This is a genomic window from Tateyamaria omphalii, assembly GCF_019802125.1.
Lineage (GTDB): Bacteria > Pseudomonadota > Alphaproteobacteria > Rhodobacterales > Rhodobacteraceae > Tateyamaria > Tateyamaria omphalii_B.
The window spans coordinates 655005-669919 of the sequence record NZ_JAHVHT010000003.1 but is presented as its reverse complement, the minus strand read 5'-3'; the positions used below and the strand labels follow the sequence as shown (position 1 = coordinate 669919).

Here is a 14915-nt window from a genome sequence, read left to right as displayed (position 1 = left end):
CCGGCGGGCATACTTGTCGGAACAATGAAAGACGCGTGATGCACGATTGGCTTACAGACAACCCTGAAATCCGCGCGATCCGCGTGGCTGCTGCCGATCTGAACGGGGTGGCGCGGGGCAAACGGATGCCGGTGCGCTTTGCCGACAAGGTGGCGCGAGATGGCACGCGCTTTCCCATGTCCGTCCTGAACCTCGACATCTGGGGCGAGGATATCGAGGACAGTCCGTTGGTCCTTGCCTCGGGCGACCGCGACGGCGTCCTGCGTCCGACCGAGCGTGGTTTCGTACCGATGCCGTGGCTGAACACACCCACCGGGCTGCTGCCGATCTGGATGTATCACGAAGATGGCCGCCCCTTCATGGGCGATCCGCGCCATGCCCTGGCCGACGTGCAAAAACGTTTCACAGACACGGGCTTGACCCCCGTTGTTGCAGTGGAGCTTGAGTTCTTCCTGATTGACGACGCAGGCAGCCGGTTGCGCGTGCCGCCGTCGCCGCGCTCAGGCAAACGGCGCGTGGCGGGCGAGATTCTGTCGATGCGCACCCTCGATGCCTTCGACGATTTCTTTACCGAGCTCTACGATGCTTGCGAGGCAATGGACGTCCCCGCCGACACCGCCATTTCCGAAAGCGGTCTGGGCCAGTTCGAAATCAACCTGATGCACCAGCCCGACGCGCTGAAAGCGGCAGATGACGCGTGGCTGTTCAAGATTCTGGTCAAGGGACTGGCGCGCAAGCACGGGTTCGCCGCATCCTTCATGGCCAAGCCCTACCCCGACTATGCCGGCAACGGTCTGCACATGCACTTTTCGGTGTTGGATGCGGATGGCAACAACATCTTTGACGACGGCACGGACGCGGGCAGCGATGCCCTGCGCCACGCCATTCAGGGATGTCTAGCCGCCATGCCCGGCTCCATGCTGGTTTTTGCACCGCATGCCAATTCCTATGCCCGCCTCGTGCCCGGCGCCCACGCGCCCACGGGTATCGCCTGGGCCTATGAGAACCGAACGGCGGCGATCCGCGTGCCTTCCGGCCCCACCGCAGCGCGGCGCATCGAACACCGCCTTGCCGGGGGCGACGTGAACCCGTACCTGTCCATTGCCGCGGTCCTCGGCGCCGCACTGAACGGGATCGAGGATGCCACCGAGCCACAAGCGCCGATCACCGGCAACGCTTACGCGCAGGACCTGCCGCAGGTGCCGGGCACGTGGGACAGCGCGATAACCGCTTTTGAAAACAGTCCCGAGATCGCGCGCATTTTCGACGCCGAACTGATCCGCAACATGCTCATGACCAAGCGGCAGGAGGCAAAGCACATGGCCGACCTCAGCCCCGAGGAACAGACCGAAATCTACCTCGACAGCGTCTGAGCAGCACACTATCTTCGCCGCGCAACCATCGGGTGATCCATGAAAATCGGCATTCTGCAAACCGGCCACGCGCCCGACGAAGTGTTGGGCAGCTTGGGCGACTACGACGCCATGTTCGCGCGCCTCCTGGACGGGCACGGCTTTGAGTTCCAAACCTTCAATGTCGTGGATATGGAGTTTCCCGACGGGCCGAACGCCTGCGATGGCTGGCTTGTGACGGGGTCGAAACATGGCGCGTACGAAGATCATCCGTTCATTCCACCGCTCGAAGACCTGATCCGCGCCATTCACGCCTCAGGCCGCCCCATGATCGGGGTCTGTTTCGGCCATCAGATCATAGCGCAGGCCATGGGGGGCAAGGTGGTCAAGTTTGATGGCGGTTGGTCTGTGGGACGGCGCGAATATGCATACAAGGGCGAAACATTGGCCGTGAATGCATGGCATCAGGATCAGGTTGTCGAATTGCCCCCGGCTGCAGAGGTCATTGGGTCCAACGACTTTTGCGAATATGCTGCACTTGTCTATGGTGACCGCATCTGGACCGTTCAGCCGCATCCCGAATTCGGGGCCGACATGATCGACGCCCTGACCAAATATCGTGCCCCGGGTGTGGTCCCTGACCCGCTGATTGAAACAGCCCGCGCGCAGCTCGACACGCCAACACAGCGCAACAGGATCGCCGAAGACATGGCGGCTTTCCTCAAACAGGGGGCCTGCGTCGATGTCTGAACACTGGACAGCCGGATTGCCCGAAGCGGCGCAGCTATACCTCGAAGGCAAACGGCTGGACGAGGTTGAATGCATCATCGCCGACCTGCCCGGCATCGCACGGGGCAAGGCGGTGCCCGCCAGCAAGTTCGCGCGCCAGGACTATTTCCACCTGCCGGACAGCATCTTCTACCAGACCATCACCGGCGATTGGGGAGAAGCCGCGGACGAGGACGGCTTTATCGAAAAGGACATGATCCTGAAGCCGGACATGTCCACCGCCACCGCCGCCCCGTGGACCGGCGACTGGACGCTTCAGGTGATCCACGACGCCTATGACCGCAAGGGCAACCCTGTGCCCTTCTCCCCGCGCAACGTGCTGAAACGGGTTGTTCAGCTGTACAAGGACAGGGGTTGGAAACCTGTTGTGGCGCCCGAGATGGAGTTCTTCCTGATCGCACGCAACCTCGATCCGGCGCAAGAGATCGAGCCGATGGTGGGCCGGTCCGGACGCCCGGCCGCCGCGCGGCAGGCATATTCGATGACGGCCGTGGACGAGTTTGGCCCGGTGATCGACGACATCTACGATTTCGCCGAAGCGCAAGGGTTCGAGATCGACGGCATCACGCAGGAAGGCGGCGCAGGCCAGCTTGAGATCAACCTGCGCCACGGCGATCCGGTCAAGCTCGCGGACGAGGTGTTCTATTTCAAGCGTCTGATCCGCGAGGCGGCGCTACGCCACGATTGCTTTGCCACCTTCATGGCCAAACCCATCGCGAGCGAGCCCGGAAGTGCCATGCACATCCATCACTCGATCATCGACATGGAGACCGGCCAGAACCTGTTTGTCGGCCCGCAGGAAGGCGACACCGACGCGTTCTTTCACTTCATAGCGGGCTTGCAGACCCACCTGCCCTCTGCCCTTGCCGTTATGGCCCCTTTCGTCAACAGCTACCGCCGCTACGTGAAGGACCATGCCGCCCCGATTAACCTGGCCTGGGGCCGCGACAACCGCACCACCGGCATCCGCATCCCCCTGTCTGAACCGCAGGCGCGACGGGTTGAGAACCGCATCGCAGGGATGGACTGCAACCCTTACTTGGGTATCGCAGCGTCACTGGCCTGCGGCTATCTGGGCCTAGTTCAGGAAAAGCGGCCCTCGGCTCAGTTCCGGGGCGATGCCTACGAGGGGGATGGCGACATCCCTCGTGTTCTGGGCTCTGCTCTCGATCTCTTTGATCAGGCGACCGATCTGCACGAGGTGTTGGGAGAAGAGTTCGCCCGCGTCTATTCCATCGTGAAACGGGCCGAGTATGACGAGTTCCTGCAGGTTATTTCCCCATGGGAGCGCGAGCATTTGCTGCTGAACGTCTAGGCGGCAACCCGGCCCTTCGGGGAGGATTTTTTGGAAACAGGGAAGCATGGACCTTCTGACCGCCAATGATCAGCCCGGCGCGTATCCGGACAGTTGGTATGCGGCCACTGCTGACATTCCGGATGTACGCGCGCCATTGCAGGGGCCAATGCAGGCCGATGTCTGCGTCGTGGGCGCAGGTTACACCGGATTGTCCGCCGCCCTGCATCTGGCACAAGCCGGGCGGCGCGTTGTCGTGCTCGAGGCGCAGCGCGTTGGCTTTGGTGCCTCGGGGCGCAATGGCGGGCAGCTCGGGACCGGGCAGCGGGTCGAACAGCCGTATCTGGAGCAGATGCTGGGAAAGGCGGATGCCCGTAAGCTGTGGGATCTGGGCCTTGAGGCAACCGATCTGGTCCGGCATCTGATCGATGCCCATGGGATCGACTGTATGTATCGTCCCGGTGTGGCATGGACCGCCGAGAGTGACGCGGACGTTGTTGACCTGCATGCCTATGCAGACCACATGGACCGACACTACGACCACCCGCTGGAGGTGCTGGACCGGGACGGGTTTCACGCCATCTGTCCGTCGCCTGCCTATCGCGGCGGTGTGATTGACCCGATGTCAGGACACCTTCATCCACTGCGCTTTGCCCTGGGCCTGGCGCGCGCGGCGGAAGATGCGGGTGTTACGATCTGCGAGCGCAGCACGGTAACGCGCATGACCGAAGGCGCAAAGGTCACGGTCGAGAGCGACGCAGGTAAAGTTACCGCAGACCACGTCATCCTCGCGTGCAATGGCTATCTGGGCACCTTGAACAGGCGCGTCGCCGCCCGCGTGATGCCGATCAACAACTTCATCGCCGCCACCGCGCCACTGGAGGAAACTGCACGCGTGCTTACGCGCGACATCGCCGTGGCCGATGATCGGTTCGTGATCAACTATTTCCGGCTCAGCCATGACAACCGGCTGCTGTTTGGCGGCGGCGAAAGCTATGGCTACCGCTTCCCGTCCGACATCGCGGCAAAGGTGCGCGCGCCCATGTCCGAGATTTTTCCCCACCTCGCAGATGTGCCCATCGACTACGCATGGGGCGGGACGCTGGCGATCACGATGAAACGCCTGCCCTATCTCGCACGGCTGGCGCCCAATGTGCTGAGCGCTTCGGGCTATTCAGGGCACGGCGTCGGGACGGCAACCCATGCCGGTATGTTGATGGCGCAGGCCATTCAGGGTCAATCGGATGGGTTCGACGCCATGGCGGCTATTCCGTCCATCCCGTTTCCGGGTGGCCCGCGCCTGCGCACGCCGCTCCTGATGCTTGCGATGACCTGGTACAGCCTGCGCGACAGGCTGGGAATCTGACCTCAATCCCGCCTTCGCGTCACAAAATCGTTTCCTTTTGCGCCTATCGGATTTAGAAAACCAAAAACCGAGCATAAGGATTCTGAAATATGGCCCTGCCCGATATGCACTCCGCCGAACCCATCCCCGCCGCTGCCCGAGCCGAGATTGACCGGCTCCTGACCTCCGGCGATCTCTTCCGCTACACCGCAGCGCAGGATGCGCCGGTCTCCCTGCTTGAAGCCGAGTTCGCCGAGATGATGGGCAGCAAGTTCGCGCTGGCCGTGTCCTCCTGCTCGGCCGCGCTGTTCCTGTCGCTCAAAGCGCTGGACCTGCCCCGCGATGCGCGCGTCCTGATCCCGGGCTTTACATTTGCTGCCGTACCCTCGTCCGTTCTGCACGCCGACTGCCTGCCGGTGCTTTGCGAAGTGCGCGATGACTACCGTATAGACATCGACGACTTCGTGGCCAAGCTGCCCACGGTGCAGGCCGTCATCATCAGCCACATGCGCGGCCACACCTCGGACATGGACGCGATCATGACCCTGTGCCGCGCGGCCCAAGTCCCGGTGATCGAGGATGCGGCACATTCGCTGGGCACGCTGTGGAACGGGCAGAAGATTGGCACCATCGGCGCCATCGGCTGCTTTTCCTTCCAGTCCTACAAGATGATCAACGCAGGCGAAGGCGGCATCATGATCACCGATGACGCCGATCTGGTGGCGCGCGCGATCATCATGTCCGGCGCGTACGAGCACAACTGGAAGAAACACCCAGTGCTGCAGGACGCCTTTGCAAAACATCAGAACAAATGGCCGCTCTACAATCTGCGCATGTCGAACCTGAGCGCGGCTGTCATACGCCCGCAGTTGCCACACCTCGCGCAACGGGTCGAGGATGGGCGGCGCAACCACGACCACGTGGCAAACTTGTTGGAGGACAGCCCATACATCCACGTGCCCGCCCCCCTGCCAGGTGAGTTGCGTGCGCCGGATTCAATCCAGTTCAATCTGGTCAATGTCACCGACAATCAGGTCGCGGCCTTTGTGGAAGCTGCAGCACAGACCGGTGTCAAAGTTCAGGTCTTCGGCGCCAGCACGGACAATGCACGCGCCTTCTGGAACTGGCAGTTCATACCAGATCTGCCTGAACTGCCGCAAACACGGGCGATGCTGATGCGGGCTTGTGACGTGCGCCTGCCTGTGCATCTTTCCGCTGACACACTCGACGCAGTGGCAGATGCGCTGCTCTTGGCCATTGCCTCAGCCACGGAACAGCGCGCAGCTTAAAGGCCACTGCCTGCAACAACCTCCAACACCCGGCGCGCAGGTCTGGGTGTTGAGCCCCATCGTCCGTTTCAAGTGGTGGCGCATGCCTGCCGTAACGTCATGCGCAAACAAGCGCCCAGACGCGGGCGAATTCGCGCTCACACCCCCAGCGCCGAATAAAATCCCGCATTCCAACCTATGCGGTGCCTTGCTACTGCTGCGTGTGTCGGCTGCGGTCGGCAAACTATTAGCGCGAAATATATTTTAGTAAGTTTTCCACGCCCGTCGGGGCACGCATGTTTGCGTGTCGCCATCACCAAGGGCACAGCGCCAGTTCGGTCGGGCTCATTCTTGCTTCGATCGAAGGCGGTGCACGGACGCACATCATAATTCAGACCAACCACTGTTTCAGTCTGCACTGAGCACGTTCGTGCTGCGCAAGCTTACATGTTTCCGCTTTGAAGACGTCCAGGCGATCAAACCGTCTTGGGCATTTTGACCCCATCCGGCGCGACAAAGGCACCGGATATAAATCAGGAGCAATAGATGAGTATCAAATTTCTCGAATCCACCAACGAAGGGCTGTTTTTCGAAGCCGATCCTGGCCCGTACGTGATCGATCAAGATGTCAGGATTTCCAACCAGCTCGGCGATCTTCCGGCAGCCTTGACAGTTGAATCGGCTCTCAATTTGAGTATCACGAATTTCGGCGTCATCGACGGGGTTGGCACCGGCATCAGTGCCTCTGTGTCGGACGGCATCATATACAACGAAGGCGGTGATATCGAAGGCACCGACATCGGTATCAATATGGTCGGTTCAGACAATTTGATCCTGAACTCGAAACCTGCAGATATTTCGGGCAACACCGGAATAAAGTCTGTTGGCTCAAACAACACCATTCTGAATTCGGGGAGCATTTCCGGCAATTTCGATGACGGAGTTGGCATATATGATGAGGGTGAAAACAACCTGATCGTGAACAACGGGTTCATTCGGGCCAAAACAGGTATTGTTGTTGCGTCGGATAATGTCGAAATTATCAACAATTTGAGCATCAATGGCGGTGTAACGGACGGCGTTGGCATTGAGTTCGCGGCAGGTGCCGTTGGCGGTATTGTACGAAACAATGACATAATATCTGGCGGTAACCTCATCGACTCAATCGCGATCAAGGGAAACGACACCGGTCAAACGGTCATCAATAACGGCCTCATCATTGGCGATGTCCTTCTCGAAGGTGGCGATGACCTGTTTGATGCACGCAATAGCGAAACACGCAATCCTATCACACCCGATGTTGTCCACGGCGGCAGCGGAAACGACACCCTGCTGGGCGGTGATTCCAATGAACGGCTCTCTGGTGATGATGGTGACGACGTACTGGACGGCGGCGCGGGCAATGATCTCCTCTTCGGCGGTGCCGGGGATGATATGATCTCTGGCGGTTCCGGCTTTGATCGTGTCTTTGCTGGCGATGGAGACGACAGCGTGGATGGTGGCGGCGCCAACGATCTCTTGTTCGGTGGCGCTGGCAACGACGTGATGAGAGGCGGCGGCGGCGGCGACAGACTCGACGGTGACGCCGGCAACGACACCTTGATAGGTGAAAATGGCGACGACAGGCTCAACGGCGGCGCGGGCAATGATGAGCTCGACGGCGGCAATGGCAACGACACATTGCGAGGTGGCGCAGACGACGACAAACTCGACGGAGGTTCTGGCAAAGACAGGCTGTCCGGTTCAACCGGTAGCGATACCCTTGATGGCGGTGCGGGCGACGATCAACTGTTCGGCGGCGCGGGCAACGACATCATCACCGGCGGTACCGGTCGCGACGTGCTGAACGGCGGCGACGGCGAGGATATCTTTGTTTTCAACAGTGTCGCTGACAGTGCTGTGGCCTTTGGCGAGACTGATGTGATTGCGGATTTCGAAAAGGGCCAGGACAAGATCGACATCGCCGATCTTGGCGACGCTGGGGCGCTCCAACTGGTCGATAACTTTACAGGATCCTCAACCGCCGAGTTCCGCATCGTCACAATTGATGGCAAAGCGTCGCAAGTTCTTGTCGACGTCGACGGAGACGGCGTGGCAGACACCGGTTTTCTGGTTCGCGGCACAACTGATCTGAGTATCGAAGACTTCATTCTGTAAAGTCACAAGCGCACGAACCCAGCGTTTACGAACGCTGGGCTTTCTCGTCGCCACCGTAGGCGGCCAGGTCGCATCGTCTTCGAAGCGACACTGGTTTGTCGGCTTCGCGTCACGAACCGTTTGGATGATGGTTTCCTGTTTCTCGGTCAGGCCACGTATCGCAGCCATGCCATGCCGACACTCGCATTCATGGCGTTACCTTGTTCATCAAGCAGGTGGCGACGCAAAAGCGAACGGCTGAACGAAATATCCTTCAGGACAATTTCGACAGCTTGTCCTGCAACTCGGCAAGCTGCTTTTTGATGGCGTCCAGATCCTCACCGTCATCCTTGTCTTCGGCTTCCGGTGCGGGGCCCGACGATCCCCAAGCGGTTCCGAGCCCGCCCGTCATCGCCTTCATGAAGGCTTCCTGCTGGGCCTGCATCATCTCGAACCCCGGCATCTTGGCCATGGGGTTCATGGCGTTCATGTTCTCCATCACCTTGCTTTGCCCATCACGCAACATCTCGAACGACGCTTGCAGGAATTGCGGCACTACGGACGCCCCACCGCCCATGTAGCTGCGCACCAGATCGTTCAGCACGTCGACCGGCAGGACGCTCTCGCCACGGCTTTCATGCTCCGCGATGATCTGCAGCAAATACTGCCGTGTCAGGTCATCGCCGGTCTTGAGGTCCACGATCTGAACCTCGCGCCCATCCCGGATAAAACCCGAAATGTCCTCCAGCGTGACATAGTCGCTGGTCTCCGTGTTGTAGAGCCGTCGGCTGGCATACCGCTTGATCAACAAGGGTGCTGGTTTTTCTGTCACGTGCCTGATCTCCCCGATGCCGCGTGCTGCAACGCAGCTTAGGCGGGGTGTGGACAAAAAGAAAGGGTGTGTGCAGATGCGGCAAATCAGGCTGTTTGTTGCATCTCACCATACGCTTTCGTTTGCTAGGAGAGTGATGTAGCGATGGCATCCCGAACCGGTGTCTCGCGAAACTCCGGCAGCGCCGCGCGCAGCTTTGCACCGTCAACCTGATGCGGCCGGTGCCAGATATACTGCATCTCGACCACCTCGCGCATCAATGGCGACCACAGGCCCATCACGCCCACCGCCCACCAAGGCAAGCGCGATACACGCATTGGCTTGTCCATGACATCTTCCACCAGCGCGATCAGGTCATGGCCGGTCAGGGCATAGCCACCGAAACCGAACTCTTCAAACCCGTCGAACTCAAGCCGCCGCTCCGCCAAAGCCACCATGGCCCGAGCCATATCCGGCAGATAAGCCCAGGCGTGAACAAGGTGGCGCGGACCGGGATAGGTCAGCTTGCCCTGCCCCGCCTTGGGCGCGATATAGCTTTCAAACCAGTTGCCCGACGCCTTGGTGTCCAGAAAATCACCGCCCCGCAGCACGATGGTCCGCACCCCGCTGTCCCGATAAGCCTCCTCCATACGGATTCGGATCTTGCCCTTTCGGGTTTCCGCCCCCCATGGGGTGTCTTCGGTCAGCATCGGGGGCATGTCGCGCCCGTAATTGTAGATGTTGCCCGGTATCATCACGGTGGCATCCGCCGCACGCGCCGCCACAATGACGGCCTCCGTCACCCGCGGCACGGTGTCGGCCCAGTGATGGTAAAGCGGATTGACCGCGTTGACGATCACCTGATGGCCCGCGCAAGCCGACACCACGGCGGCGGTCTCCGTGGCATCGACGTCCACGCAGCCTTCTCCGCTCAATCCGCGCCCGGCACGAGTGACCCGCCACCCGGCCTCGGCAAAGGCATCCGCGGCCGCGCGTCCGAACCGGCCTTTCACGCCCAAAACAATCACTGACGACATGGAACAGATCTCCTTAAAACGCTTGATCTGCCCCCTATCTAAATCACCTATTTTCGAATATCATTTGGATCAAGATGACACGGTCCATACAAAATTGAATAGATGACCCAACCTGACTGGTCCCAGATACAATCCTTTGCCGCCGTTGCGGAACACGGCTCGCTCTCTGCTGCCGCGCGCGCCCAGGGCAGCAGCCAGCCGACGCTCAGCCGGCATATCGCCCAGCTCGAAGCGACACTCGGAACGCGGCTCTTCGACAGGTCGCGCGGCGGCATGATCCTGACCGATGAAGGCACAGACCTTCTCGCGCACGCCACCGCCATGGCCGACGCAGCAGCACGCTTCGACACGACCCGCGATGGGCACGGCACCGACATTGCCGGCACGGTGCGGCTTACGGCCAGCCATGTGGTGGCGAACTTCATTCTGCCCCCGATCCTGTCGGATCTTCACACCACATACCCGGGGATCGAGATCGAGGTCGTCGCCTCGGACACCACAGAAAACCTGTTGCGACGCGAGGCGGACATCGCGCTGCGCATGTACCGGCCCACGCAGCCGGACGTGATCGCCCGGCACATCACCGACCTGCCGCTTGGTGCCTATGCCGCACCGGCTTACATCGAAAGGCACGGTGCCCCGGACACACTGCAAGACCTGCACCATCACAGCCTGGTCGGCTATGACCGCAGCACACTGATCATTGAAGCATTTGCACAGCGCGGGCTCAAAGTCGGCCGCGATTTCTTTGCGTTTCGCAGCGATGATCAGGTGCTGTGCTGGCACATGGTGATTGCCGGATACGGGATCGGCTTTGCGCCGCGGCGCGTCGGGGATGCCGACAGCCGCGTGATCCGCGTTTCACGGGATGAGGATGCAGGCACCATGCCGCTGTGGCTCACAGCACATCCAGACGTGCGCCGAATCCCGCGGGTGCGGCGGGTGTATGACTGGCTGGCGCGGCACCTCGCCTGATCCAAAGGAAAAAGGCGGGCCAAATGTGGCCCGCCATAGTCACCGCGCCTTTCAGGGAGGAAAGTTGGCGCGATATATCTTTGTGCGACTTACTTCGCAGCAGCAGCCTTCTTGGCCGCGGCGGTCATGTCGCCGGTGGCTTTCTTGACGGCTGCTTGCGCGTCTTCGCTCATGTCTTTGCCTGCGGCCATCATCAGCTCGACGGTGTCCATCTGCACTTTCTTGGCAACTTCAGCGAAGGCGGCCATGTGCTCGGCTGTCACTTCAGCATAGGCCGATGCGAAATCGGTCATGGCTTTGGCGTAGTCGGCAGGCTCTGCCTTGGCTTTGGACATGTCGCCCAGTTTCGCCAGAGTTTCTTTGGTCCACTTCGAGGAAATCTCGGTCGACTTTTCAGCCGCGTCGATTGCCACGTGGCTCAGTTTTTCGTTCAGCGTGGTTGCTGTTTTGAATGCGTCTTCCATGGCCGCTGTGTCCACGGGGAATGCACCCATCATGTCTTTGAACATTGCGGTCATGTCTTGTTGCTTAGCCATTGTCTTCAATCCTTTTGCGCCTGTGCCGGATCATCCCGGTGTTTCTGCGTCTGCACAAAATATACATGCTGCGCTGCAGCATATCAAGGTTTTTGCTGCAGTGCAGAAAAAATAATTTCCGTAGCGGAAAGGATCAGGAATTTCAGGGTCTTGCCTTGACCGTCACGTAGGTTCCGGGCGCATCTTCCAGCACAGGGTGGGCAGAATCACCCGGCTCGCGGGCCTTGACCATCGCCCCGCCCCGCTTTTTCAGCCAGGCGCCCCAGCGCGGCCACCAGGACCCTTCGTTGAAGTCCGCGGTCTCCTGCCAGTCTTTGTGATCGAGGGTAAGATCCGGGTTCGTATAGTGGCCGTACTTGTTCTTGCTGGGCGGATTCACGATGCCCGCGATATGACCCGATTGGGTCATGATAAAGGTCTTGTCCTTCGACCCCATCTGCTGGATCCCGCGGTAGCTGTCTTTCCACGGCGCGATGTGATCCGTCTGGCAGGCGATGGCGCACAGCGGCACGTCAATGTCCGACAATTTCAGCGTGTGACCCAAAAGCTCAAAACCGCACTCGGCCAGTTCATTCCGCTGACACAGTCCGCGCAGATATTGCATCGCCATCTTCTCGGGCAGGTTCGCCCCGTCCCCGTTCCAGTAGAGCAGATCAAAGGCGGGCGGCGTCTCTCCCATCATGTAGCTTTTGATGGCGGGCGTATAGACAAGGTCGTTGGAGCGCAGGAACGTGAACGTCCGTGCCATGATGACGGATGGCAGGATGCCCTTGTCCGCGCATTCCGCTTCGATCCCGTCGATGAAGTCGTCGGTCAGGAACGGCGTGAACTCTCCCTGATCGCTGAAATCCGTCAGCGCGGTGAAGAAGGTGGCCGACTTGATCGACTTGTCCTTGCGCTGCTTCAGCAGGCTGAGCGTTAGGGACAAGGTCGTCCCGGCGATACAGTAGCCGATGGCGTTCACCTGGCTTTGGCCCGTGATGGCCTTGGCCTCCCGGATCGCCGCCAGGTACCCGTCCTCGACGTAATCCTCGAGCCCGACCCCGGCATAGGCCGCATCGGGGTTGACCCAGGACACGACAAACAGGGTGTGCCCCTGCTCCACGATCCACTTCACCAGGCTGTTCTGCTGTTTCAGATCGAGGATATAGAACTTGTTGATCCAGGGCGGGAACAGCACGACGGGGGTCTTGTGTACCTTCTCTGTCGTTGGCGTGTACTGGATCAGTTCCATCATCCGGTTGCGGTAGATGACTTTGCCCGGCGTGGTGGCAATGTTGCCGCCCAACTCGAACGCCTTGTCATCGGCCAGCTTCACGATCAGCTCGCCATTGTTGGCTTCGAGATCGGAAATCAGGTTCTCCAGCCCGTCGATCAGGCTTTGCCCCTCGGTCGCGACGGCCTTTTCCAGCGCATCGGGGTTGGTGGCGAGGAAGTTGGTCGGCGCCATCATGTCCACGATCTGACGGGAGAAATAGGCGAGGCGCTGCTTTTCGACCGGGTCCATATCCGACACGTCCTCAACCGCCTGCGCGATCGCGTCCGCGTTGATCAGGTACTGCTGCTTGACGTAGTTGAAATAGGGGTGCGTGTCCCAGAGCGGGTTGGCAAAGCGGCGGTCTTTCGGTCCGGGATCGGCGGGGGCCTGCAACTTGCCCTGCGCCAGCGCCTGCTGCGCCTCGACGAAATGAGTGACGGATTTCGACCAGAACTGAAGCTGGTGTTCCAGCACCTTGGCCGGATCGCGAAAGGCTTCGGTCCAGTAGGCCGAAGCCGCTTTCTGAAACAATTCCTGATTCGGGCCATCAAGCGCCGCGTTGTGCGTGCTGCGGTGCGTCAAAACCTGGGTGAGTCGCTGTGTGAGCTCCTCAACCTTCCGGAGATTTGTGTTCAATTTATCGAGGTTTTCGCCTGTGACAGCACCATCGGTAGTGTCCTTGGTTGTCATGTTAACGTCTTCCCCGTAGTCTTTGCACGTGCAGCAAATGCGCGTGCGCGTGTTGGTTGTACATGTATGGTCGCATGTTTCAGGGGGCAAAGCGACAAACCGTCCAATGCGGGAGTGCGTACCCGCCCCTAGAGTGAAGGAGAGCGCCATGCGCTACATGATGAGCTACGATCTCATGGAAACGGTCCGCAACACCAATCAATGGTTGGGAGCAACCGCACGGGCCATCGGCGCCTACCCCGCCTTCGCCGCCCTGCCCAACCCGGCCCTTCAGATGATGTCGGCCTGGGGCGAGGTGACCGAACGCACCTTCGAACGCATGGTGGCCAAGCCTGACTGGGGCATCCGCACCTTCACCTGCGAAGACGGTCGCGACCACCTCGTGAACATCGAGAAGGTGATGGAAAAGCCCTTCGGCGACCTCATCCACTTCAATGTCTCGGGCCGCAAGACCCAGCCCCGCAAGATCCTGCTGGTGGCACCCATGTCCGGCCACTACGCCACCCTCCTCCGCTCGACCGTCAAATCGCTGCTCGTCAATTGCGAGGTCTACATCACCGACTGGCACAACGCGCGCGACATCCCCGTCAGCGCCGGCAAGTTCGATGTCGAGGACTACACCCTCTACCTCGTCGACTTCATGCGCGAGCTTGGCCCCGACACCCACGTGATCGCCGTGTGCCAACCCGCACCGCTGACACTGGCCGCCACCGCCTACCTGGCCGAGGAAGACCCCAAGGCGCAGCCCGCCTCCCTCACCCTGATCGGCGGTCCCATCGACCCCGACGCGACGCCGACGGACGTGACCGACTTCGGCCGCCGCGTCACCATGGGCCAGCTCGAGGAAATGATGATCCAGCGGGTCGGCTTCAAATACAAGGGCGTCGGGCGCATGGTCTATCCGGGCCTGCTGCAACTCGCATCCTTCATGTCGATGAACGCCGAAAAGCACTCCAAGGCGTTCACCGACCAGATCGGCCGCGCCGCACGGGGCGAGGCGAGCGACCACGACAAGCACAACCGCTTCTATGACGAATACCTGGCTGTCATGGACATGACGGCTGAATTCTACCTGTCCACGGTCGAACGCATCTTCAAACGAGGCGAGATCGCCAAGAACATGTTCACCGTCAACGGCAAGCAAGTCGACATCGGCAAGATCACCACCGTTGCGGTAAAGACCGTCGAAGGCGCGAATGACGATATCTCTGCCCCAGGACAATGCGTGGCAGCACTCGATCTCTGCACCGGCCTGCCGGACGAGAAAAAGGCGAGCCACGTTGAGCCCGGCGCAGGTCACTACGGGATTTTCGCAGGCAAGAGCTGGCGCAACAACATCCGGCCTCTGGTTCTTGATTTCATCGACGCCAATTCACCGCCACCGCCAAGCAAGAAGGCTGCGAACAAGAACCAGGCGGCATAGT

12 protein-coding genes are annotated in these 14915 nt (G+C 60.3%); 8 read left to right on the top strand and 4 right to left on the bottom strand.

Translation table 11 applies throughout. From position 1 onward, the window contains the following. Positions 1 to 38 precede the first annotated feature (38 nt). The 6 genes from KUV51_RS15740 (at position 39) to KUV51_RS15715 (ending at position 8205) form a co-directional block, all read left to right on the top strand. Positions 39 to 1373 (top strand): glutamine synthetase family protein, encoded by a 1335-nt coding sequence (locus tag KUV51_RS15740; RefSeq protein ID WP_218463006.1) that lies wholly within the window; start codon positions 39 to 41, stop codon positions 1371 to 1373. A 39-nt stretch (positions 1374 to 1412) separates the two neighbouring features. Beyond that, positions 1413 to 2102, top strand: coding sequence for a type 1 glutamine amidotransferase (locus KUV51_RS15735; RefSeq protein ID WP_218463007.1), 690 nt, complete (start codon positions 1413 to 1415; stop codon positions 2100 to 2102). After that, positions 2095 to 3456, top strand: coding sequence for a glutamine synthetase family protein (locus tag KUV51_RS15730; protein ID WP_218463008.1), 1362 nt, complete (start codon positions 2095 to 2097; stop codon positions 3454 to 3456). The genes KUV51_RS15735 and KUV51_RS15730 overlap by 8 nt, the downstream gene beginning before the upstream one ends. Before the next feature lie 46 nt (positions 3457 to 3502). After that, positions 3503 to 4801 carry an NAD(P)/FAD-dependent oxidoreductase gene (locus KUV51_RS15725; RefSeq protein WP_218463009.1) on the top strand — a complete coding sequence of 433 codons (1299 nt, stop codon included), beginning with the start codon at positions 3503 to 3505 and terminating at the stop codon, positions 4799 to 4801. 89 nt (positions 4802 to 4890) lie between these two features. Further along, positions 4891 to 6069 carry a DegT/DnrJ/EryC1/StrS family aminotransferase gene (locus tag KUV51_RS15720; protein ID WP_218463010.1) on the top strand — a complete coding sequence of 393 codons (1179 nt, stop codon included), beginning with the start codon at positions 4891 to 4893 and terminating at the stop codon, positions 6067 to 6069. A 525-nt stretch (positions 6070 to 6594) separates the two neighbouring features. Then, a complete protein-coding gene (locus KUV51_RS15715) occupies positions 6595 to 8205 on the top strand; it encodes a calcium-binding protein (RefSeq protein ID WP_218463011.1) in 1611 nt (536 codons plus the stop codon). A 253-nt stretch (positions 8206 to 8458) separates the two neighbouring features. Here KUV51_RS15715 and phaR read toward each other — a convergent pair whose 3' ends face one another. Together phaR and KUV51_RS15705 are read right to left on the bottom strand one after the other, a co-directional pair. Next, positions 8459 to 9016: a polyhydroxyalkanoate synthesis repressor PhaR gene (gene phaR, locus KUV51_RS15710; protein ID WP_218463012.1), complete on the bottom strand. Its 558-nt coding sequence runs from the start codon at positions 9014 to 9016 to the stop codon at positions 8459 to 8461. A gap of 125 nt (positions 9017 to 9141) precedes the next feature. After that, positions 9142 to 10032, bottom strand: a complete 891-nt coding sequence (locus KUV51_RS15705) for an epimerase (RefSeq protein WP_218463013.1) — start codon at positions 10030 to 10032, stop codon at positions 9142 to 9144. Between the two features lie 102 nt (positions 10033 to 10134). Between KUV51_RS15705 and KUV51_RS15700 the strand changes: the two genes are divergently transcribed. Further along, entirely contained in the window at positions 10135 to 11007 is an 873-nt protein-coding gene (locus KUV51_RS15700) for a LysR family transcriptional regulator (RefSeq protein WP_218463014.1), read from the top strand. Positions 11008 to 11096: 89 nt separating this feature from the next. On the opposite strand, the gene KUV51_RS15695 is transcribed toward KUV51_RS15700, so the two are convergent. Together KUV51_RS15695 and KUV51_RS15690 are read right to left on the bottom strand one after the other, a co-directional pair. Beyond that, on the bottom strand, positions 11097 to 11543 hold the full coding sequence (locus KUV51_RS15695) for a phasin family protein (RefSeq protein ID WP_218463015.1): 447 nt from the start codon (positions 11541 to 11543) through the stop codon (positions 11097 to 11099). A 142-nt stretch (positions 11544 to 11685) separates the two neighbouring features. After that, positions 11686 to 13491: a PHA/PHB synthase family protein gene (locus tag KUV51_RS15690; RefSeq protein WP_218464873.1), complete on the bottom strand. Its 1806-nt coding sequence runs from the start codon at positions 13489 to 13491 to the stop codon at positions 11686 to 11688. Between the two features lie 148 nt (positions 13492 to 13639). Between KUV51_RS15690 and phaZ the strand changes: the two genes are divergently transcribed. Beyond that, complete coding sequence (phaZ, locus tag KUV51_RS15685; RefSeq protein WP_218463016.1) at positions 13640 to 14914, top strand: polyhydroxyalkanoate depolymerase; 1275 nt, start codon at positions 13640 to 13642, stop codon at positions 14912 to 14914. Position 14915: the final 1 nt, after the last annotated feature.

Coding starts and splice junctions, on each gene's coding strand:
- KUV51_RS15740 (WP_218463006.1), top strand. CDS start 39: ATGCACGATTGGCTTACAGACAACCCTGAAATCCGCGCGATCCGCGTG.
- KUV51_RS15735 (WP_218463007.1), top strand. CDS start 1,413: ATGAAAATCGGCATTCTGCAAACCGGCCACGCGCCCGACGAAGTGTTG.
- KUV51_RS15730 (WP_218463008.1), top strand. CDS start 2,095: ATGTCTGAACACTGGACAGCCGGATTGCCCGAAGCGGCGCAGCTATAC.
- KUV51_RS15725 (WP_218463009.1), top strand. CDS start 3,503: ATGGACCTTCTGACCGCCAATGATCAGCCCGGCGCGTATCCGGACAGT.
- KUV51_RS15720 (WP_218463010.1), top strand. CDS start 4,891: ATGGCCCTGCCCGATATGCACTCCGCCGAACCCATCCCCGCCGCTGCC.
- KUV51_RS15715 (WP_218463011.1), top strand. CDS start 6,595: ATGAGTATCAAATTTCTCGAATCCACCAACGAAGGGCTGTTTTTCGAA.
- KUV51_RS15705 (WP_218463013.1), bottom strand. CDS start 10,032: ATGTCGTCAGTGATTGTTTTGGGCGTGAAAGGCCGGTTCGGACGCGCG.
- KUV51_RS15700 (WP_218463014.1), top strand. CDS start 10,135: ATGACCCAACCTGACTGGTCCCAGATACAATCCTTTGCCGCCGTTGCG.
- KUV51_RS15695 (WP_218463015.1), bottom strand. CDS start 11,543: ATGGCTAAGCAACAAGACATGACCGCAATGTTCAAAGACATGATGGGT.
- KUV51_RS15690 (WP_218464873.1), bottom strand. CDS start 13,491: ATGACAACCAAGGACACTACCGATGGTGCTGTCACAGGCGAAAACCTC.
- phaZ (WP_218463016.1), top strand. CDS start 13,640: ATGCGCTACATGATGAGCTACGATCTCATGGAAACGGTCCGCAACACC.